Genomic DNA, 20,308 nt, shown 5'->3' with positions numbered 1-20,308 from the left:
AGCGGCGCGCAATGCAGCTGTCACCCAACCGGCCTCATTTGCGATTTCTGCCCAGAGTAGGGAATGCGCAGGGAATTCGAGCCAGACCTGGCCGGTATATTGGAAGCGGCCGCTATTGGCGGGATCGGGCACGCCCCATTCGTCATAGGAGTTGACCGCGCCATCGGCCCCGCCCTGGCCCATGACCAGCACGATCGAGCCGCGCGGATCGGCATAGAGGTTGGCGACATTGCTGTTGGCTGTGCCCGATCCCTATCCTTGACGAGGGAGCGGTACTCAAACTTCCGCGTATTGGGACGATTTCGGGAATGGATGGTGCCGCTTACTGGACTCGAACCAGTGACCCCATCATTACGAATGATGTGCTCTACCAACTGAGCTAAAGCGGCGTGAGCGCGCCCCATAATCACCTTGGCCGCAATCGGCAAGCGCCGAGGCCCGCCGCAGGTCGCGCCTTCGCGCCAGCCTTCGCGATTGTGTTTGGTGCCCGGGGAAACTAGGCCGGTTCGCAAGCCGTGGGAGGAGCGAGACTTGGCCAGACCGCTTGCAGATATCACCGTCCTTGAAATGGGCACCTTCATCACCGGCCCGGCGGCGGGCATGCTGCTGGGCGACCTTGGCGCGCGGGTGATCAAGATCGAACGGCCCGAAACCGGCGACCCGTTCCGCGCCTTCAAGGGCGGGCTCTATTCGCCGCACTTCCAGACCTATAACCGCAACAAGGAAAGCGTCACGCTCGACACGACGCAGGCCGAGGACCTTGCGGCGTTCGACAAGCTTGCCTCCGAAGCCGACGTGTTCATCCAGAATTTCCGCCCCGGCGTCGCCGAGAAACTTGGCCTCGGGCATGAGCGGCTGCGGGCGCTCAACCCGCGGCTGGTCTACGCCTCGATCTCGGGCTTCGGGCCGGAAGGGCCCGACCGCGACCGCCCGGCCTTCGACACGGTCGCGCAAGCGGCGTCGGGATTTCTCGGCCTGCTGGTCAATCCCGCCAATCCGCGCGTGGTCGGCCCGGCGATCGCCGATGCGATGTCGGGCTTCTACGCCGCCTATGGCGTGCTCGCCGCACTGCATGAGCGCGAGCGCACCGGCGAGGGGCGGCTGGTCGAGACGTCGATGTTCGAAGCGATGAGCCATTTCAATCTCGACAGTTTCACCCACCTGTTCTCCGAAGGCGAAGTAATGGGCCCGTGGAGCCGCCCGCATGTCTCGCAAAGCTATGTCTTCGAATGCGCCGACGGGAAGTGGATCGCGCTCCACATGTCCTCCCCGCCGAAGTTCTGGGAAGGCCTCGCCGACGCGGTCGGGCGGCCCGACATGCTCGAGATGGAGGAATACGCCACGCGCGATGCGCGGATCGCCAATTACGAGAAGGTGGTCGCGTTCCTCGCCCCGCTGTTCGCCGCCCGGCCGCGCGACGAATGGTGCGACATCCTGCAGGAAAGGGAAGTGCCGCACTCGCCGATGCGGACCTCGCAGGAGGTGGTCGATTGCGGGCAGGCCGAGGCGCTCGGGCTGGTCATTTCCGACCCCGACGGGCCGCACGGCGAATGGCGCACGATCCGCTCACCGGTGAGCTTCGACGGCGAGCGCCAGACCTCGGTCAAGGCCCCGCCGGTGCTCGGCGCGGACAATGAGCGGGTGCTGGGACGGAAACAGAGCTAGAGATTGCGCTCGGGCAGCGCCTGAAACTCGGGCAGGTCGGGATCGGTCAGGTCCCATTCGAGGCGATCCTTCACATAAATCACGCTCTCGGGCGAAATTTCGTTCGGGTCGTCGAGCGATCCGGCCTGGACCATGATGTGATCGCCCGGCGCATCGCCCGAAGTGTAGAGCCGCCCGCCGCAAGTGCCGCAGAAATGACGCGTCACCTTGCCGCCGGTGTCGCCATGATTGGTGAAGGTCGCCGGCGAACCCTCGAGCGAAAGCTGGTCCTTGTGGATGCCGATAATCGTGGTGTGGCCGGTGCCGGTCGCCTTCTGGCAGTCCTTGCAGCAGCATTGGCTGACAAACAGCACCGGCGGCGCGATGCGGTAGCGAATGGCGCCGCACAGGCATCCGCCGACCAGGCTGGCATTGTCGCGAACCGGCATTGTCGCTTGCTCCCTCGGCAGAAAAAATGGAGGCCCGAGCCGGAATCGAACCGGCGTACAAGGATTTGCAGTCCTCTGCGTCACCACTCCGCCATCGGGCCATCCAAGCGCGGAACGCGCGCCCTAGCGGAGCGCCGGGCGCAGGGCAATCGCTTTGATGCTGCAGCCGCGCCGCTTGCGCGCCGCTGCGCCAGTCATTAGCAATCTATCCTTGCAAGGATGCGCAATGGCCGACGACAAACCCACGATCCAGACCATCCGCCAGAGCGAGGACCGCTTCCTCGCTTCGGACCTGTTCGAGGGCAATGCGCGCGCCCTGCCACCACCCAATGGCAGCGGCACGATTACCGAGGACGCGCGAGAGATCGACATCTACCACACCTGCGACGTGGTGGTGGTCGGCGGCGGGCCGGCCGGCTGCGCGGCAGCCTGGGCAGCGGCGAAAGCGGGAGCCGATGTGACCCTGATCGAGCGTTACAACTGCCTCGGCGGGCTCTCGACCGGCGGGCTGGTGATGTGGATCGACCGGATGACCGATTGGGACGGCAACCATGTCATCCAGGGCTTTGCGCGCCATTTCATCGAGCGCATGCCGCCCGAAGGCGTGGCCGGACCGCCGCAGGAAATCTGGGGCTCGCCCGATCCCGAACTGGTCAAATATTGGGGCCAGCGGACCAGCGCGCATCGCGGGGTCGTCACCTGGGCGCCGACGCTCGATCCCGAATGGATGAAGCTGGTCGCGCAGGAAATGCTGCTCGAAGCGGGCGTGCGGATCGTATTCCACGCCTGGGCCGCGCGCCCGCTGGTCGAGGACGGGGTGGCCAAGGGGGTCATCTTCGAGAGCAAGCAGGGGCGGCAGGCGGCGATGGCCAAGGTGGTGGTCGACACAACCGGCGACGGCGACATGTTCGCCCGCGCCGGGGCCGAGTTCGAGACCGACATCCAGCCGGACGATCCGCATCATTCGATGAACACCGCCTTCCTGCTGGCCAATGTCGACATGAACCGCTGGTATGCCTTCCGCGCGGAGGATCCCGAGCAATTCGCCGAGTTCCTCAAGCGCGGGCGCGAATATTGCGGCTTCTTCAACCCGCCCTATGCCAGCTGGTCGAACGCCATCGCGCTGTTCCTCGGCCCGCGCCAATCGGGCCTCTCGGCGCTCGATGTCGACGACATGACCGAGGTCGAAATCCGCAGCCACCGGCTGATGCGGCTCCATTGGGAGTTCTTCAAGGCCAACGCGCCCGGCTTCGAGGACAGTTACATGCAGCAAAGCGCGAGCCAGCTCGGCGTGCGGCATACGCGGCGGATGGCGGGCGTGGCGCAGATCCGGCGCGAGGACTGGTCGAACGGCCCGCCGGTGGCCGACGAAGTGGGCTTGAGTCCTTCGGTCAGCCAGAAATACCCGCTGGTCTCGGTGCCCTATGGCTCGCTGGTGCCGCGCCGGCTCGATGGGCTGCTCGCGGCCGGACGGCACATGAGCTGCGACGCCAATTCGCACGGCTTCATGCGCGAGATCCCGCAATGCTGGCTGACCGGGCAGGCGGCGGGCGTCGGCGCAGCGCTGGCGGCAAATGGGAGCATCCAGCCGAGGGCGGTGGATGTTGCCGCAATCCGCAAGGTCCTGCGCGAACAGGGTGCGCACCTCTCCGACGATGCCGCGGTCGCGGCCGCCGGGCAGGCGGTTGCGGCGGAGTAGGCCGATGGAAAATGCCCCCACCACCGGAGCCTTCGCGATCGTCCCCAGTAACGATTTGCCCGCAGCGATCCCCTTCTGGGAGAAAATGGGCTTTGCCGTCACCGGCGGCGAGCCGACCTATGTCATCATGACCGGCTGGGGCTGCGAAGTGCACCTCACGCAAGCGGGCAAGGGCGTATGGGCCGTGCCCGAGCTCAATCCGTTTGGCGTGTTCATCCGTACGCCCGATGTCGCGGCCATCGCCGAGCGGATGGACGAACATGTCATCCGCCCGGGCGGCATACTGCGCCACCGCGAATGGGGCATCTACGAAGTCGGGCTGGCCGGGCCGGACGGTTTGCTGATCCGCGTCGGCTGGCCCTCACCGCTGGTGCGGGCGGCGGGAGTGGCAGAGTAGCTTCCTTCCTGTATCCCTGCTCGCTTGTGACAGGATGGCGAGTTTGGAAATCCAAATTACGGCCGGCCGAGATCGACGTATGGATCGGCTTCCGCGGCAGTATCTGCCGGAGCACCGACAATGATGGATATCGTACCATCCGGTGCGATCTCGACCCGGTAGGATTCAAGCCCGGCCTGCTCGGCAGCCGCAATGGCCCGCTTCACATCCGCTTGCTTCCACGGCGTCGTGGTGCGCGATTTCCGCGTGGCAGCGTCCTTGGCTGGATCATTCGCCAAGATTGCGATTTTCCCGATGGCGTCGGCACACGCGGCGGGCTGGCGCAGTATTTGCGCCCCTATCTCGATTGGAACCATCCTCCCTCCAAATCGCGGGAGAGCAAACTATTCCGACCGGGCGACCTCCCCGTTTGCCAGAACCTGCCAACATTGCAGCGCTCCCGACATTTTCTCTTTATACGCAGCAATATGCCCTATCAGGCCTCGGGCGTGCAAGCGCTATCGCGCCACGCCGCAGCGGGGTTCCGCGACCGGCCAAGTGAGACAATTTGCGACAAAGTTCGAGTTGAGTTCCGAGGCTGGATCGCCTTTCCTGATCGAACCAACGCCAGCAGCAGCGATGAATTTCCGACGTGCCCCCTTCTTCAATCGAGAGCGATACAAACCGGCAGAGGGTTTCGGCGCTCCGCCTCGTTGACCGGCTCCAGCCAGCGCTGCGCCGAGGCGAGCGCGGCACGATCGTCGAAATCCTGCACGAGCTGATCGACCTCAGGGCGCCACTGAGCAGCCAATGGCTGTCGCTCTCGGTGACCGCGGCAAATAATGGCGAAGTGACCCTCGCCCGCCGGGCGATCGATCTCTACATCGAGAGCTGCCCCGGGGATCCCGGCGCCCTCCACAAGAAGGTGGCACTGCTGTCCACGATCGGCCTGTGGGACGAGGCCTACGCGCTGTTGCGCGAACTGGCACAGGACCAGCCGGACCCGCTTTCCTACGCCTACAGCCGGGGTACCGCCGCCCTCTATGTCGGCGATCGCGAGGAAGCGCGCAGCTGGCTGGAAAGGGCGATCCGGCTGCAACCGCTGGCAGGCTCGCCCTGGCTTTCGCTGGCGGTGCTGGTGGACTTCGCGGAAGAGCCGGACCTCGCAGAGCGCATCATCGGCGGCGAAAAGAAGCTCGATGGAGTGGTGGCGAGCGAACGCACAAGCTACCGCTATGCATTGGGCAAAGCCTATGCCGACCTCGCGGAACACGCCCTCGCTTTCGATTGTTTCGACGAGGCCGCGCGGTTGATGAGGACCCATACGGAATACAGCCGCGAGCGCGACCGGTTTACCGCGACCGACGCAGTGGACGGATACGACGCCAAGGCGATCGCCGCGATCGCGCGCCTGCAGAGCGAACCGACCGACCGCGGCATCTTTGTCACCGGCCTGCCGCGCTCCGGAACGACCCTGGTCGAACAGATCCTGACCAGCCACAGCGAAGTATGCGACGGTGGCGAAATCTATCGCCTGAGCCTGCTGGTGAAAGATGTCGGCGGGCTCTCGCACCGGGCGCTCTGCGATTATATCGAGAAAACTGGGGCGTCGGCTGCGGCGCGGCTTTGGCGTCACTGGCTCGACGAACGGTTCCCTGTTCCCGGACGGGTAGTCGACAAGACGCTCCACACCAGCCGCCTGCTTGGTCTCGCGGCCGCGCTTCTACCCGAAGCGCCGCTCATCTGGCTGACCCGCGACCCGCTCGATTGCGCGTGGTCCTGCTTTCGCAACCGCTTTGCCGGCGAAGCGCCATGGAGCCTCGACCAGGCCGACATCGCCTACCATTTCCGGCTCGAAGACGAACTGCTCGCCAAATGGCAGGAAATTCTCGGCGATCGGTTGCTGGTCCTGCCTTATGAGTCGCTTGCTAACGAGCCTGAGCCCTGGATCCGGCGCCTGCTTGCGCATTGCGGCCTGTCCGAAGAACCGGGTCCCTTCGCGCCGCATGAGAACGGCCGCTCGGTGACGACCTCGAGCGTGATGCAAGTACGCCAGCCGATCAACCGCAAGGGGATCGGTGCGGCAGAGCCCTATCGCGAGTTTCTCCAGCCGTTCATCGACGCCTATTACGACTAGCGGCGCGGCGAACTCATTTGCCCTCCGGCAGCAGCACGCCCCCGGTCGCCATGTCGCGCACATCCTGGCGGAAATTCCCAAGATAGCCGGTTGCCGCATTCAAATAGCCGACGCCGGGGCGGGCAGCCAGTTCCTCGGGCGGAACATCGATGTCGAGCCTGCGATTGGCTACGCTGATGGTGATCATGTCGCCGTCCCTGACCTTGCCGATCGGCCCGCCGGTCGCGGCCTCGGGATGGACTTCGGCCACCGTCAGCCCCTTGAGGCAGAGCCCCGAGAGCTGCCCGTCGGTGACGAAGGCGGTGGTCTTGGCGAGGCCGGCGGCATCGAGCGCGAACAGCACCAGCGAAGCGCCGCCGCCCATTGCCGGGCCGCCCTTGAGCCCCTGGTTGCGCGCGATCACGACATCGCCCGCGACGACCTTGCCGTCCTCGATCGCCTGGAGGCACTCCATCGAATCCTCGTACACCTTGGCCGGGCCGGTGAATTCCTCGGGCCGCGAGCCGTCGCGGATGCCGAGCCGGACCACCGCAGTATCGGCGAAGCTGCCCTTGAGGATCGCGATGGCGGGGCCGGGGCCGACCGGATCGTCCATCGGCCGGATCACATCCGGGCCGGGAATTTCATAGCCTGCGAGGTTCTCGGCCAAAGTCTTGCCGGTGCAGGTCATCACCGAAGTGTCGATCCGGCGTTCGAGGCGCTTGAGCACCGCCCGCGCGCCGCCGGCATCCTCGAACTGTTCGATCCGCACCGCACCCGTGGGCCGCACGGCGGACAGGACCGGGACATCGCTCATCTCTTCCCACAGCGCGAAGATATCGAGCCCGGTCTCGCCTTCGATCGCGGTCGCCTGGAGGTGCTTGATCGCATTGATACTGCCCGAAACCGCGAGGACAGTGGCGATGGCATTGCGGAACGCGCCTTCGGTCATGATATCGCGCGGGAGCAATTGCTCCTCGACCATGGCGACGATCCGGCGAGCTGCCTCGCGGGCATTGGCCTGCATCTTGGGGCTGTTGGCGCGGACCGGGGCGTGGCCGGGGAGCGCCATGCCGAGCGCCTCGACCACCGAATGCATGGTGTTGGCGGTCGCCATCCCGGCGCACACGCCCGGGCCCATGATCGCATTCTCGGCCATTTCGGCGACCGGGAACTTCGGCTTGGCACCGAACCGTTCGCCGACCTGGCCCGACCAGACGTCTTCGACATCGACCGGCTGTCCATCGATCTCGCCCGCCTGCTGGTAGCCGCCGATGACGAGGATGGTCGGGATGTTGAGCCGCATCGCCGCCATCAGATGCCCCGGCGGGGTCTTGTCGCAGCTCGTGAGGCAGATCATCCCGTCGAGCAGCGCGGCCTCGACCTGGACCTCGATATCGTTGGCGATGATGTCGCGCCCGGCAAGGATATAGCTGCCCTTCTTGCCCGCGCCGGTGATGAAGTCCGACGGGGCAGCGGTGCGGACTTCGAACGGCACCCCGCCCGCGGCGCGGATCTCTTCCTTCACGATCTTGGCAATGCCATCGAGATGGGCATAGCAGATCGCGAGCTCGCTCGAGGAATTGACCACCGCGATCTTGGGCTTCTCCATGTCTTCCTTGCTGAGGCCGAGCGCGCGCCAGTTCGCGCGGCGGCCGGGGGAGTTGGCGGAGAGTGAGCGCAGGGTCATCGACGATCCTATTCGGCTGGCTGGGCGCGCGCCGCCGCCATCCGCTCATCGTCCCGCAACCCGCGGGCGAACCACGCCAGCGCCAGTATGCAGACCACGATACCTGCGAGACAGCCGACCGTGAACAGGTACCCGTCGAGCGCTCCCTGCCGCCCGGCGAGGAATTGCGCGCCATAAATCGGCGCGGCGACCGCGGCGAACTTGGCCATGAAGCTGGCCCAGCCACCGCCGGTCGAGCGCACCGCGCTGGGATAATAGATGGAGGTGATCGAGATCACTGCCGCGTGGCCCGCACCGACCAGCGTCGCGCTGATCAACAGCACTGGCACGAAAGACGGCCCGCCCACGACGTAACCGAGGCCGATCAGCAGGGTGAACGGGATGCAGACCAGCGGAGCGATGGTGATCCAACCCGGCCCGCGGCGCTCGGTCAGGGCCAGCAGGGCGACCCCGCCGACCGCCCCGGTCATCGCGCTGATCATGCCCAGCCAGGCCGCATCCTGCCGCGCGATGCCAAGGTTTTCGAGGAAGATCACGCCATAGGCGGATTTGAGGTAGATCGCGAAGCTGGAGAAGAAATAGGCCGCCCAGATGAACAGGGTGATCAGCACGAGCTTGCCGACGAACAGCTCGCGCAACTTGAGAAGCGGATTGGCGCTTTTGGTCGTCTCGCGCTCGTCGGACAGGATGAAACGATCGTAACCCTGCGCTGCGAAGGCGGGATCGAAACGCGCCAGCGCCGGCACGATCCGCTCGCGCGGCTTGTCCGTGGCAACCATCCAGCGGGTGCTTTCCGGAAGGGTGAACAGCAGGATCAGCGCGAACACGCCGGTCATCGCGCCGCACACCCAGAAGATGCCCTGCCAGCCGAGGATCGGGGCGGTCCAGTTGGCGATTGGCGCGGCCGAAGCGCCGCCGAAGGAAAAGCCCATCATAATGATGGTGACCGAGGTGGCGCGCATCGCCTTGGGCATTGATTCGATGCTCAGCGCCCAGACCGGGGCGAGCAGGCCACCTATCGCAAGCCCGCTGACAAACCGCAGTCCAATCAGCTGTTCGGCCGTGCCGGCGAATCCTACCATGGTGGTGAAGACCGCGCTGCCGATGGTGCAGGCGATGATCACTGGCCGGCGTCCGAAAATGTCGCCGAGGTATGATCCGAACAGCGAACCGATCATCTGCCCGAGGAAGGCGGCCGAGCTGACATAGCCGGTCATCTCGTCGGTGATCCCCATCTCGTCGCGGATATAAGGCAGCGCATAGGCCAGCGCCGAAAAATCCTGCCCGTCGAAGAAGGTCACAAGCGAACAAAGCAATAGCAGGTACAAGTGATACCTTGAAAACTTCAGCCCCTGCAAGAAGCCGGAGACATCCAAAGTCCGGGCTTGCGCTTGATCAGCCATGTCTGGCGATTCCTCTCTCTATTCCCGGCTGGCAGGCTAACCGCAAACCGCCCCGCCTGCCATGCTTTTCGGGCGTTCCCTAGTCTGGATCGTCGAATTTCGGCGCGCGGTGCTGCATCTGGCTCATCACCGCTTCGAGCTGGTTCTTCGAATAGATCAGGCCCTGCTGGGCGAGGCTCTCCTCGAGCAGGATTTCGGGAACGGACAGGTCAGGCGCCTTGTTGGCGAGCGCCTTGGCCGCGCGGATGGCGTCGGGGTTCTTGCCCGCAATCTCGGTCGCGATCGCGGTGGCGCGCGCCAGCGGATCGGGATCGACGATCGTCGCCAGCCCAAGCGCCTGCGCCTCTTCGCCCGAGAATTCGCGATTGGTGTAGATGAGCTCGCGCAGCACGTCGCTCCGCACCATGCCGCGCCACAGCGCGAAGCCGCCCATGTCGGGGACGATCCCCCATTTCAGCTCCATGATCGAAAGCCGCGCATCGGGCGCGACCACGCGGATATCCGCGCCGCTGGCGATCTGCAGCCCGCCCCCGAAGCACACCCCGTGGACCGCCGCGATCACCGGGACCGGCAATGTCCGCCATTGCATCGCCACGACCTGGAAATGGTTGCTGTCCCCATAGGTGCGCGCGGCAAGGTCCTTGGCGCGCGGATCGGGCGCCCCGGCCAAGCTCGCGAGATCGAGCCCGGCGCAGAACGCCTTGCCTTCACCCGAAAGGACGACTGCGCGCAGGCCCCTGGCCGATGCCAGCACTTCCCCAGCCTGAGTAATCGCATCGAACATCGCCCGGTCGAGCGCATTGAGCTTGTCGGGCCGCGCGAGGCGCATTTGCGCAACCCCGTCATCGCCGAGCGTCAGCGAGATCCGGTCATTGTCGATCAGCGATCCCATCGGTGCGAACGCGTCACGCCGCGCTGGAGTTGATGCCCATCGAGGTGAGGTAGCGCTTCACGTTGCGGGCGGCCTGGCGCAGCCGCTGCTCGTTCTCGACCATCGCGATCCGCACATGGCCTTCGCCCATTTCGCCGAAACCGACGCCCGGCGCGACGGCGACTTCGGCATGGGTCAGCAATTGCTTGGCAAATTCGAGGCTGCCCATGTCCTTGAGCGCGGGCGGCAACGGCACCCAGGCGAACATCGAAGCCGCGGGCGGGGGAATTTCCCAACCGGCGCGGCCGAAGGATTCGACCATCACATCGCGGCGCTTCTGGTACAGCTCGCGGTTGCGCTCGACGATGTCCTGCGGGCCGTTGAGCGCGGCGCAGGCCGCCGCCTGGATCGGGGTGAAGGCGCCATAATCGAGGTAGCTCTTGACCCTCGTCAGCGCCCAGATCATCTTCTGGTTGCCGACCGCAAACCCCATGCGCCAGCCGGCCATCGAATAGGTCTTGGACATCGAAGTGAATTCAACCGCGACGTCCTTGGCGCCTTTCACTTGCAGGATCGACGGGGTCGGCTTGCCGTCGAAATAGAGCTCCGAATAGGCGAGGTCGGAAATGACCATGATCTTGTTGTGCCGCGCCCAATCGACCAGCCGTTCGTAGAAGGCAATATCGACCACTTCCGCCGTTGGGTTCGAGGGAAAGTTGACGATCAGCACGGTCGGGCGCGGCACGGTGAAGGCCATCGCCGATTCCAGCGCTTTCCAGTAATTCTCGTCGGGCGTGGTCGGCACCGAACGGATGGTCGCCCCGGCGACGATGAAACCGAAGGTGTGGATCGGATAGGACGGGTTGGGCGCCAGCACCACGTCGCCCGGCGCACTGATCGCGGTGGCGAGGCTGGCGAGGCCTTCCTTCGAGCCCATGGTGACGACCACTTCTCGTTCGGGGTCGAGTTCGACCCCGAACCGGCGGGCGTAGTAATTCGCCTGGGCCTTGCGCAGGCCGGGAATACCCTTGGATTGCGAATAGCCATGCGCATCGGGCTTGCGCGCAACCTCGCACAGCTTGTCGATCACATGGTCGGGCGGCGGCAGGTCCGGATTGCCCATGCCGAGGTCGATGACGTCCCTGCCCGCCTGGCGCGCCGCGTGCCGCATCGCGTTGACTTCGGCGATGACATAGGGCGGCAGGCGCTTGATGCGGTAGAATTCGTCTTCCATAACCTCGTGTTCCGGTTCGGCGGCAGGATTGCCGCAATCGCCAATGTGGCGGAATCCGGCGCGCCGCGCAATTGAAGTATTTCAGCCGTTTAACGGTAGCGCAATTCACCCTAACAATTCGCGACAAGACGACTAAATTCCGGCCATGCCGAACGACACGACCGCCGCCGACGCCTCTGCCGAGCTATTCTCGGAAATGCTCAAGACCCAGGGCGAGACCGCGCGCCATATCATGGCGAAGGTCATGCCGGGCGTCGAACTGCCGGTTCTCGACGACGATGCGGCGCAAGCGTGGAGCAAGTCCGCCGCCGATCTGCAGAAGCTCTGGCTCGGACTGCATGACCAGCAGGGCCTTTCCGACCATTTGCCTCCGCTGATGGCCGACCCGGCCCAGTGGTTCGAATATCTCCAAGCATTCTATCGCCATATGCCGCTGGCCAATCCGGAAAAGCAGCAGGAGCTGTGGCAGCAGGGCGTGGATCTTTGGCAGGATGTCCTGGGCCAATACGGCATCGGGCCGAAGGCGAAGGGCGACCCGTCGCCCGAGGTCGAGCTGCCGCTGAAGGACCGCCGCTTTGCCGATCCAAGATGGCGCGAACAGCCCGTCTTCGCCCTGATCCATCAGACCTACCTGCTACTGGCGGGGCAACTCCTCGCCGCCGTCGAGGATGCGGACGGGCTGGAAGAGCGCGAACGCGAACAGCTCCGCTTTGCGACGCGGACATTGCTGGAGGCGATGAGCCCGGCCAATTTCCCGATGATCAACCCCGTAGTGCTCGAGCGGACGATCGAGCAGCATGGCGAGAACCTCGTCAAGGGGATCGAGCGGCTGACCGCGGACATCGAGAAGGGCCAGCTGACCCATACCGACGGCTCGGCCTTCAAGCTCGGCAAGAACATCGCGGTGACGCCCGGAAAAGTGATTCACGAAACGCGGCTGTTCCAGCTGATCCAGTATTCGCCCTCGACCGACCAGGTGCTCGAGGTGCCGCTGGTGATCTTCCCGCCCTGGATCAACCGCTTCTATATCCTCGACCTCAACCCCAAGAAGAGCTTCGTCAAATGGGCGGTCGACCAAGGGCTGACCGTGTTCATGGTCAGCTGGAAGTCGGCCGACGAGAGCCTGGCCGATGTGACCTGGGACGATTACATCCGCTCCCAGATCGAAGCGATCGACCATGTCCGCCAGCGGCTTGGCGTGCCCAGCGTCCATGCGATCGGCTATTGCGTGGCCGGGACCACGCTGGCGGCCACGCTGGCCATACTGGCGCGAAGGGGCGAGGCCGGCAAGGTGAAGAGCGCGACCTTTTTCACCGCCCAGGTCGATTTCGAAAAGGCCGGCGAGTTGCGGGTGTTCATCGACGATGCCCAGCTCGAAATGATCCGGCAGGCGAGCAAGCAGGGATTTCTCGACGGGCGCTACATGGCCGCGACCTTCAACCTGCTGCGCGGGCCCGAACTGATCTGGAACTATGTCGTCAATAATTACCTCCTGGGCGAGGACTATCCCGCCTTCGACCTGCTGTACTGGAACAGCGACGTCACCAATCTCCCCGCCAGATGGCATCTCGACTATCTGACCAAGCTCTACCGCGACAATTTGCTGGTCGTCGCCGATGCCCTCGCCGCCGATGGGACGCCGATCGACCTCGCGCGGATCGAGACTCCGACCTATATCCAGGCGGGACGCGAAGACCACATCGCTCCGCCCGAAAGCGTGTTCCGGATGACCCAATACCTCTCCGGCCCGACCCGCTTCGTGCTTGCGGGAAGCGGGCACATCGCGGGCGTCGTCAATCCGCCTTCGGCCGGAAAATACCAGTACTGGACCAATGACGGCGCCTTTGCAGACCTCTCATCCTTCATCGAGGGCGCGATCGAACATCCCGGCAGCTGGTGGCCCGACTGGCTGGCCTGGTTGAAAGATCAGGACGACGCGCAGGTCCCGGCAAAAGGCAGGCGCAAACCCGGAGGCAAGGGCGACAAGGCGATCGAGGACGCGCCCGGACGCTATGTCATGACCCGCTGATTACAGCGCCACGACCGTTTTGTGCACTGCACAAAAAGCTCTTGACTTCGCACCTGCAATCGCTATTTTGTGCACTGCAGCATTAGCTGGATTTGTGCAATTCGAACCGGAAGCGCGAAGCGATGGCAGACGAAGCAGCGAAAGACGCTCAATCCGCCGAGAAAGCCTATGCAGCTGCGGCAGCGGCAGTGTCCGCTCCCAAGGCCGAGAAGGACATTGAACCGGTCGAGGCAACGAAGCCGGCATTGAAGGATATTGAAGTGACACAGGAAGTCGCAGCCCCGGAAAAGCCCGCGCCCGCCCCCAAGGCGGCCGCGAAGAAGGCTGCGCCCAAGAAGGCACCAGCAGCCAAAGCGACGAAGACCAAGGTCAAGTCGACCGCTCCGGTGCCAGGCAAAAAGTCAACGGCAAAGGCCAGCAAGCCCGCGCCCAGGAAAACCCCCTCCAAGAAACAAGTAACGCAGATAAAGGAACCCACAATGGCCAAGACCCCAGATTTCATGAAGTCGATGACCGACGCCATGGCCGAGATGCAGAGCAAGGCCAAGGAAGCCTATGAAAAGGGCACCGAGATGACCGCCGAAGCGACCGAATTCGCCAAGGGCAATGTCGAAGCGCTGGTCGAATCCGGCAAGATCCTGTCCGCCGCAGTGCAGGACATGGGCAAGACCTATGTCGACGAAGCCAAGAGCGCTTTCGAGACCATGACCGCCGACATGAAGGAAATCGCCGCAATCAAATCGCCGACCGAGCTGTTCCAGCTCCAGGGCAAGCTGTTGCGCCGCAATTTCGATTCGGCCGTCGCCTTCGGTTCGAAGTCGAGCGAAAACATGATCAAGCTCGCCAACGACGTGATGGCGCCGATCTCGGGCCGCATGAGCACGGCAGCGGAGAAGATTTCGAAGGTCGCCTGACCTTCGGCAGAGTGTCTGCGCCCTCCTCCTCTCCCGGGGCGAGACATCAGAGCGGGCCGGGCGGCGCAGGCCGTCCGGCCCGTTTCCATTGGGTCGCATGTTAACCTTTGGGAGGCATTTTTGGCGCGCGCCATCTTGCAGGCACCGCAAGCTTCACGATATTCACCTGTCATGGACTGGCAAATGCACCCTAACGACAGCGCCCTTGACGATCCGCGCCTGCTCGTCATCACGAGCGGCGGCGACAGGGATTCGGGCGGCGATGCCGATGAGGGCGAAGGCGAAACCGGGGTCGCGACCAAAACCAGGACCAGAACCAAGAAGCCGAGCCAGTACAAGGTGCTGATGCTGAACGACGATTACACGCCGATGGAATTCGTCGTCATGGTGCTGAAGCGCTTCTTCCGGATGGACCTCGAACAGGCCACCCGCGTCATGCTCCATGTGCACCAGCGCGGCGTGGGCGTCTGCGGAATCTATCCCTACGAAGTCGCCGAAACCAAGGTCAACCAGGTGATGGATTGCGCGCGCGAGAACCAGCACCCGCTCCAATGCACGCTCGAAAAGGCCTGACCTGGCGCAAAAGCCGCGCTATAGGCCGCTACCGAACCCGCAAGCTGCCCGATCGAGCGACATCACCTTTTGAAGCCCTTCACCGCCATAGACCGCTATATTTTCCGGCTCGTGCTGACGCCGATGCTGTCGGTCTTCGCGATCGCGGCTTCGTTGCTGGTGGTCGACCAATTGCTGCGCCTGCTCGATTTCGTCGCCACCGAAGGCGGCCCGATCAGCGTGGTGTTCAAGATGCTGGCGAACCTGCTGCCCGATTATGCCAGCCTCGCCATTCCTTTTGGCCTGATGCTGGGGATCCTGCTGGCCTTTCGCAAACTCGCCATTTCGAGCGAGCTCGATGTCCTGCGCGGTGTGGGCTTGAGCTACACGCGGCTGCTGCGCGTCCCCTATGCGATCACGCTGGGGCTGCTGGTCCTGAACTTCGTGATCGTCGGCTACCTCCAGCCGATCGCGCGCTATTACTACGAGGAGCTGCAATACGAGCTGCGCTCGGGCGCGCTCGGCGCATCGATCAAGATCGGCGAGTTCAACACGCTCGAGGACCGCATGGCCTTGCGCGTCGAACGCAGCGAGGACGACGGCCTCAAGCTGATCGGCATTTTCGCCCGCGTCGCCGATCGCGACGGCCAGGTATTGTCGATCTTTGCCCGCGAGGGACGCTTCCTTGCCAATCGCGAGAATCGCGACACGGTCATCCTGCGGCTGAGCGACGGCACGCTGATCCACGACACCCCGAACGAGAACGCGCGCGTCCTGAGCTTTACCGAACACGATTTGCCGATCGACCTCCCGGCGATCGAGGCCTTCCGCGAGCGCGGCGAGTCAGAGAGCGAGTTCATCATCCCCGAATTGCTCAGCATCGGCTGGGCGGAGTCCTCGAACGCCGAATTGCGGACCCAGCTCCAGGCGACATTCAACTACCGCATGGTCGAAGTGCTGATGATGCTGTTCCTGCCCTTGCTCGCGGTCTCGCTGGCGATACCGCCCAAGCGATCGACTTCGTCGCTTGGCGTGTTCGTCTCGATCGTGCTCTTGGTGGCCTATCACAAGATCAACGAATACGGGCAATCGGTCGCCGCGCTCGGACGGGTCGATCCCTACCTCGCACTGTGGGGGCCGTTTGCCGTGCTCGGCCTGCTGATCGTCTGGATGTATTATCGCACGGCCTATGTCCCCGGCGCGCAGCCGATCGGCTTCCTCGAGAAGCTCTTCTCCTTTGGCCGGAAGAAGGTGAAGGCGATCACCGGCAAGAAGCGCTCGCAGCAGATGAAGGCCGCCACCCATGCGGCTTGAGTTCTTTCCCTCGCAGACCCTGACGCTGTATCTCGCGCGGCTGTTCGTTACGCGCATCCTTGCAGTGCTGATCATGCTGGTGCTGGTGGTCCAGACGCTCGACCTGCTTGGAAACAGCGGCGAAATCCTCGCCTATCCCGGCAATGGCGAGGCCGATCTGTGGCGCTACGTCGCCTTGCGCCTCCCGATGCATGCGTCGAAATTCCTGTCCTATTCGGTCCTGCTTGCCACGATCATCACGCTCGCGACGCTCAACCAGAACAGCGAAGTGATCTCGATGAAGGCGGCAGGGCTTTCCGCCCACCAGATCCTTGCGCCACTCATGCTGGCAGCGGCCGGGGTCTCGGTCGTCACCCTGGCCTTCAACGAACTGGTCGTGACGAGCAGTGTCGCGGAATTGCGGGCCTGGAGATCGGCCGATTACGGCCCGAAGCCCGACGATCCAGGGGCAAGGCAGAATGTCTACCTGGCCGACGGGCCGGATATTCTCGCCGCGCAGACCGTGCACGGCAGGGGATCATCCACTGAACTTGAGGGCGTTACCTTCTACCAGCGTGACAGCCGGGGCGCGGTTTCGACCCAGATTCGCGCGCCGCGCGCGAGTTATGCCGGGCCGGGCTGGCGGCTGGAGGAACCCGTCCGTTTCAATGTCGAGACCGCGACTTCCGAGACCCTGGAGCCGCTGGTGGTCGCCTCAGGGCTGACGCCGGACCAGATCGAGATCAGCGGAGTCGACCCGGAGGCGCAGAATGCCCTCGAACTGGCCCGTTCGATCGACCTGCTCGAACGCAACGGACTCCAGACCGAGAAGCTCCGCGGCTTCTGGTGGCACAAATTCTCAGGGCCGCTGGCAGCGATCCTCATGCCCCTGCTCGGGGCTGTGGCGGGCTTCGGGCTCGCCCGCTCGGGGCATCTGTTCATTCGCGCGGTGATCGGCATCTCGCTCGGCTTTGCCTATTTCGTGGTCGACAACACCGCACTCGCGATGGGCAATTTCGGCGGCTATCCGCCGATCCTGGCGGCCTGGGCACCGTTCTTCCTGTTTGCGCTGCTGGGCGAAACGGTGCTGATCCGCACCGAAGAATAGCGTCAGCGCTTGCCCATCGTGCTGCGGGCGATCCTGCCCAGTAGCATGAACATCCCCGGATAGTTCGCGCCCTGATAGGTCGAGGCCTGGCCCAGCTTGGCGCCGATCCGGCGATGCGCCTCGCCCAGCGAATGATAGGGCAGGCTGGGCAGCAAATGGTGCAGCGCGTGGTAGCGCAGGCCGACCGGAGCCCACAGACCGGGCAGGAACCCGGGCGGCGGCACGTTGACGCTGTCGAGATATTGCGCGGTCACGCTCATCGGCTCGCCGTCGTTTTCCCACAGATGCGCGACCAGCGTGCGCAACTGGTTCAGGAGGCCGGTCAGCGAAAAGACCGCCAGGGCGACGAGCAGCGGCTTCCAGCCGATCGCGAAAACGCTTGAAATCAATATTATCGCCCAGGCGCAGGCCCCCAGTTCCTGCCAGAACACCATCCGCGCAAATTCGCCTTCGGCCGGACGCCGGCGAAAGGACGGGTTGATCGAAAGCGCCGAGAACCTCTCCCAGGCCAGCCTGCGGACCGGCGGGAAGATCGCGCCGAGCGGCGTGAGGATGCCATAGCGGATCAGCAGGCCGATCGGGGCAAGCAGGGCGATCAACACGAAGGCCGGCAGCGACCACGGCTTCATCAGCGCGAGCGGCAGGTATTCGGGGTCTTCGGCGGTTCCATAGCGCGTGCGGGCATGGTGGAGCGTGTGCACGTTCTCGTACATGAAGCTCGGCATCAGCATCGGGATCCCGACCAGCAGGTTCCACGCCAGCCGGAATCCCGGCAGGGCCTGCTTGTGGATATGCGTCAACTCGTGGATGAACAGCAGCGCGCGATACAGCGCCAGCGAGGCAACGACGCCCGAAACGATCGCGAATAACGGGCTTTCCAGCAAGATTGCTCCGGCCAGCGCGGCATAGCCAAGCAGGGCCGACAGCAGCATGTCCGGCCAGTAGATCTCGGGGCGCGCGGTATTGATATCGCGCGTCAATTCCGCTGCCGCCTTGAGCATTTCCTTGTCGTCGGGAATGTCGGGCGAGCGCAACCGGGCCGAAACCCCCGTTCGGGTCGCGGCAGGAGCGCGCAGATCCATGGTTTCGTACACAGTCATCACAATATCCAAGAGCGCCCTATACGCCAAATCGTGGCAGCAACATGGCCTGCCTGGGCCTGGATTGCAGCCGTTCCGCTTGACAACACGACGCTGCAACTATCACTGCTCGCCTTTCCGATGGAAAGCATTGACGTGGCGCAAACCGACTTAATTGTCTCCCCCGTATCCGACAAGGCGGAGCTCGATGATTTTATCGATTGTGCTTATCGGCTGAATGCGTCCGATCCCAACTGGGTTCCGCCGATCCGCAGCGAAGTCGTCGAACTGCTGACGCCCGGCAAAAATCCGTTCCACGATCACGCAGACGTCCAGCTGTTCGTGGCACGGCGGGGCGGAAGGCCCGTTGGCCGCATTTCGGCGCATATCGACCATCTGGCGCTGGCGCAGCCGCCCGAACAGGGAATGGGGCCCGGAACGGGCAATTGGGGCCTTTTCGAAGCCGAGGACGAGGAGACTGGAAAGGCGCTCATCCTAACCGCCGAAAACTGGCTGCGCGAGAAGGGGATGACACGCGTCCTCGCCCCGATCAGCCTTTCGATCTGGGAAGAGCCGGGATTGCTGGTCAAGGGGCACGATCATCCGCCCACTGTGATGATGGGGCACCATTCGCCCCGATACCATGGCTGGATCGAAGCGGCAGGCTACTCCTTCGCCAAGAGCCTCAAGACCTGGGAGCTCGATATCAGCCGGGACTTCCCGCCGCTGATCGGCCGGATCGTGAAATCCGGCGAGCGCAACGAGCGGATCGTCATTCGCCAGGTCGATACCAGGAAGTTCGAGAGCGAGGCCAGGATCGTGATCGACATCCTCAACGACGCCTGGTCCGGCAATTGGGGCTTCGTCCCGTTCACCGACGAGGAAGCGGCCTATGGCGCGAAAAAGATGGCCCCGCTGATCCGGCCCGACCTCAACATGATTGCTGAACTCGATGGCCGGCCGGTCGCCTTCATGATGACATGGCCCGATGCCAACGAACCGATCAAGGCAATCGGCGGCAAGCTCTTTCCGTTCGGCTGGCTCAGAATGTTGTTGTGGCTGCGCAAGCCCCGTGTACGCACGATGCGGGTGCCGCTGATGGGCGTCTTGAAGGAGCTGCAGTCCTCGCGCCTCGCCAGCCAGCTGGCCTTCATGATGATCGAATATATCAGGCGCAACGCGGTCGCCAATTATGGCGCTTCGCGGGGCGAAATCGGCTGGATCCTCGACGACAACCAGGGAATGATCGCGATCGCGGAAGCAATCGAAAGCAAGGTCAACAAGGACTACTGGCTGTTCCAGAAGCCTTTGTGAGACTCGTTTCACCGCAAATGCGATTCGGTTCGTCGCTCGAAAGCAATCGCGGATTCATGCTGTAATCAGCAAGTGCTATTTATGTTGGCGCACTGAAAGGCGTGGGCGGATCTGGAATTCCGCCTGCGGGCGTGTCTGCCATGGAGATGAAAAGGATCAGACGGACTTCATCCACCATACCCTTCCGGGTGCTGGTGTGTGAGGCCGATGCCTCGATCGCCCATGCGATCGAAGATGCCTTGAAGGGCAGCGGAGTAACCCACGTTACGCTGTGCTCCAGCGCGGCACTTGCAATGGCGGCGCTGGAAGGAGCGAGGCCGGACGTCATCGTGCTCGACAGCCACCTTTCCGATCGCGACGACGGCTGGGCGATTGCGGAGTTGGCCGCATTCCTGGGGCCGAAGCCGCCGGCAATCATCTTTTCGACTGCGTCGCCGTCCGAAATCCCGGCCGATGTGGCGCGCCTCGGCACGATCGTCGAGAAGCCCTTTGATCCGGCAACGCTGGTCGATGCGATACTTGCGGGCGGATCGCATG

At 63.9% G+C, this 20,308-nt stretch carries 20 protein-coding genes and 2 tRNA genes; 11 read left to right on the top strand and 11 right to left on the bottom strand.

Annotated features, from left to right (window positions below):
- Nucleotides 1-192, bottom strand: a 192-nt coding sequence (locus AC16XC_RS11980; protein WP_484034888.1) for a hypothetical protein, incomplete at its 3' end; no start/stop codon positions are given.
- Between the two features lie 121 nt (nucleotides 193-313).
- Nucleotides 314-389, bottom strand: a tRNA-Thr gene (locus AC16XC_RS11975).
- 142 nt (nucleotides 390-531) lie between these two features.
- Here AC16XC_RS11975 and AC16XC_RS11970 point away from each other — a divergent pair.
- Entirely contained in the window at nucleotides 532-1,665 is a 1,134-nt protein-coding gene (locus tag AC16XC_RS11970) for a CaiB/BaiF CoA transferase family protein (protein ID WP_484034887.1), read from the top strand.
- On the opposite strand, the gene AC16XC_RS11965 is transcribed toward AC16XC_RS11970, so the two are convergent.
- Both AC16XC_RS11965 and AC16XC_RS11960 read right to left on the bottom strand, forming a co-directional pair.
- The gene (locus AC16XC_RS11965; RefSeq protein ID WP_484034886.1) at nucleotides 1,662-2,093 is read right to left on the bottom strand and encodes a GFA family protein; all 432 of its coding nucleotides are present in this window, start codon (nucleotides 2,091-2,093) and stop codon (nucleotides 1,662-1,664) included. The genes AC16XC_RS11970 and AC16XC_RS11965 overlap by 4 nt on opposite strands.
- Nucleotides 2,094-2,120: 27 nt before the next feature.
- Nucleotides 2,121-2,194, bottom strand: a tRNA-Cys gene (locus tag AC16XC_RS11960).
- Nucleotides 2,195-2,319: 125 nt separating this feature from the next.
- Between AC16XC_RS11960 and AC16XC_RS11955 the strand changes: the two genes are divergently transcribed.
- Nucleotides 2,320-3,792, top strand: a complete 1,473-nt coding sequence (locus AC16XC_RS11955) for an FAD-dependent oxidoreductase (protein ID WP_484034885.1) — start codon at nucleotides 2,320-2,322, stop codon at nucleotides 3,790-3,792.
- Nucleotides 3,793-3,796: 4 nt separating this feature from the next.
- A complete protein-coding gene (locus tag AC16XC_RS11950; RefSeq protein WP_484034884.1) occupies nucleotides 3,797-4,189 on the top strand; it encodes a VOC family protein in 393 nt (130 codons plus the stop codon).
- Between the two features lie 56 nt (nucleotides 4,190-4,245).
- Here AC16XC_RS11950 and AC16XC_RS11945 read toward each other — a convergent pair whose 3' ends face one another.
- Nucleotides 4,246-4,467, bottom strand: a complete 222-nt coding sequence (locus AC16XC_RS11945; protein ID WP_484034883.1) for a hypothetical protein — start codon at nucleotides 4,465-4,467, stop codon at nucleotides 4,246-4,248.
- Between the two features lie 353 nt (nucleotides 4,468-4,820).
- Here AC16XC_RS11945 and AC16XC_RS11940 point away from each other — a divergent pair, with 353 nt between their 5' ends.
- Nucleotides 4,821-6,305, top strand: coding sequence for a tetratricopeptide repeat-containing sulfotransferase family protein (locus tag AC16XC_RS11940; protein ID WP_484034882.1), 1,485 nt, complete (start codon nucleotides 4,821-4,823; stop codon nucleotides 6,303-6,305).
- Nucleotides 6,306-6,318: 13 nt separating this feature from the next.
- Here AC16XC_RS11940 and AC16XC_RS11935 read toward each other — a convergent pair whose 3' ends face one another.
- The 4 genes from AC16XC_RS11935 to AC16XC_RS11920 all read right to left on the bottom strand — a co-directional run bounded on the left by AC16XC_RS11935 (nucleotide 6,319) and on the right by AC16XC_RS11920 (nucleotide 11,482).
- Entirely contained in the window at nucleotides 6,319-7,974 is a 1,656-nt protein-coding gene (locus tag AC16XC_RS11935) for a dihydroxy-acid dehydratase domain-containing protein (RefSeq protein ID WP_484034881.1), read from the bottom strand.
- Between the two features lie 8 nt (nucleotides 7,975-7,982).
- Nucleotides 7,983-9,275 carry an MFS transporter gene (locus AC16XC_RS11930; RefSeq protein WP_484034880.1) on the bottom strand — a complete coding sequence of 431 codons (1,293 nt, stop codon included), beginning with the start codon at nucleotides 9,273-9,275 and terminating at the stop codon, nucleotides 7,983-7,985.
- A 181-nt stretch (nucleotides 9,276-9,456) separates the two neighbouring features.
- A complete protein-coding gene (locus AC16XC_RS11925; RefSeq protein ID WP_484034879.1) occupies nucleotides 9,457-10,269 on the bottom strand; it encodes a crotonase/enoyl-CoA hydratase family protein in 813 nt (270 codons plus the stop codon).
- Nucleotides 10,270-10,282: 13 nt separating this feature from the next.
- Nucleotides 10,283-11,482 carry an LL-diaminopimelate aminotransferase gene (locus AC16XC_RS11920; RefSeq protein ID WP_484034878.1) on the bottom strand — a complete coding sequence of 400 codons (1,200 nt, stop codon included), beginning with the start codon at nucleotides 11,480-11,482 and terminating at the stop codon, nucleotides 10,283-10,285.
- Between the two features lie 145 nt (nucleotides 11,483-11,627).
- On the opposite strand from AC16XC_RS11920, the gene AC16XC_RS11915 reads away from it, so the two are divergent.
- The gene (locus AC16XC_RS11915) at nucleotides 11,628-13,511 is read left to right on the top strand and encodes a PHA/PHB synthase family protein (protein ID WP_484034877.1); all 1,884 of its coding nucleotides are present in this window, start codon (nucleotides 11,628-11,630) and stop codon (nucleotides 13,509-13,511) included.
- 166 nt (nucleotides 13,512-13,677) lie between these two features.
- On the opposite strand, the gene AC16XC_RS11910 is transcribed toward AC16XC_RS11915, so the two are convergent.
- Nucleotides 13,678-13,998 carry a hypothetical protein gene (locus tag AC16XC_RS11910; RefSeq protein ID WP_484034876.1) on the bottom strand — a complete coding sequence of 107 codons (321 nt, stop codon included), beginning with the start codon at nucleotides 13,996-13,998 and terminating at the stop codon, nucleotides 13,678-13,680.
- Between AC16XC_RS11910 and AC16XC_RS11905 the strand changes: the two genes are divergently transcribed.
- The 4 genes from AC16XC_RS11905 to lptG all read left to right on the top strand — a co-directional run bounded on the left by AC16XC_RS11905 (nucleotide 13,991) and on the right by lptG (nucleotide 17,378).
- Entirely contained in the window at nucleotides 13,991-14,425 is a 435-nt protein-coding gene (locus AC16XC_RS11905) for a phasin family protein (protein ID WP_484034875.1), read from the top strand. The genes AC16XC_RS11910 and AC16XC_RS11905 overlap by 8 nt on opposite strands.
- 171 nt (nucleotides 14,426-14,596) lie before the next feature.
- Nucleotides 14,597-14,998, top strand: coding sequence for an ATP-dependent Clp protease adapter ClpS (clpS, locus tag AC16XC_RS11900; RefSeq protein WP_484034874.1), 402 nt, complete (start codon nucleotides 14,597-14,599; stop codon nucleotides 14,996-14,998).
- Nucleotides 14,999-15,067: 69 nt separating this feature from the next.
- Nucleotides 15,068-16,291, top strand: coding sequence for an LptF/LptG family permease (locus tag AC16XC_RS11895; protein WP_484034873.1), 1,224 nt, complete (start codon nucleotides 15,068-15,070; stop codon nucleotides 16,289-16,291).
- Entirely contained in the window at nucleotides 16,281-17,378 is a 1,098-nt protein-coding gene (gene lptG, locus AC16XC_RS11890) for an LPS export ABC transporter permease LptG (RefSeq protein ID WP_484034872.1), read from the top strand. Before AC16XC_RS11895 ends, lptG begins: the two co-directional genes overlap by 11 nt.
- 2 nt (nucleotides 17,379-17,380) lie before the next feature.
- Here the strand turns inward: lptG and AC16XC_RS11885 are convergent, their stop codons facing one another.
- Nucleotides 17,381-18,478 (bottom strand): fatty acid desaturase family protein, encoded by a 1,098-nt coding sequence (locus AC16XC_RS11885; protein ID WP_484034871.1) that lies wholly within the window; start codon nucleotides 18,476-18,478, stop codon nucleotides 17,381-17,383.
- Nucleotides 18,479-18,613: 135 nt separating this feature from the next.
- Between AC16XC_RS11885 and AC16XC_RS11880 the strand changes: the two genes are divergently transcribed.
- Entirely contained in the window at nucleotides 18,614-19,771 is a 1,158-nt protein-coding gene (locus AC16XC_RS11880; RefSeq protein ID WP_484034889.1) for an N-acetyltransferase, read from the top strand.
- Nucleotides 19,772-19,917: 146 nt separating this feature from the next.
- Nucleotides 19,918-20,308: response regulator (locus tag AC16XC_RS11875; RefSeq protein WP_484034870.1), on the top strand; the 391-nt coding region annotated here is incomplete at its 3' end.

Source organism: Candidatus Andeanibacterium sp., from assembly GCF_057143545.1.
Note: the sequence above shows the minus strand (reverse complement) of the source record. Positions and strands in the feature narration are given on the sequence as shown.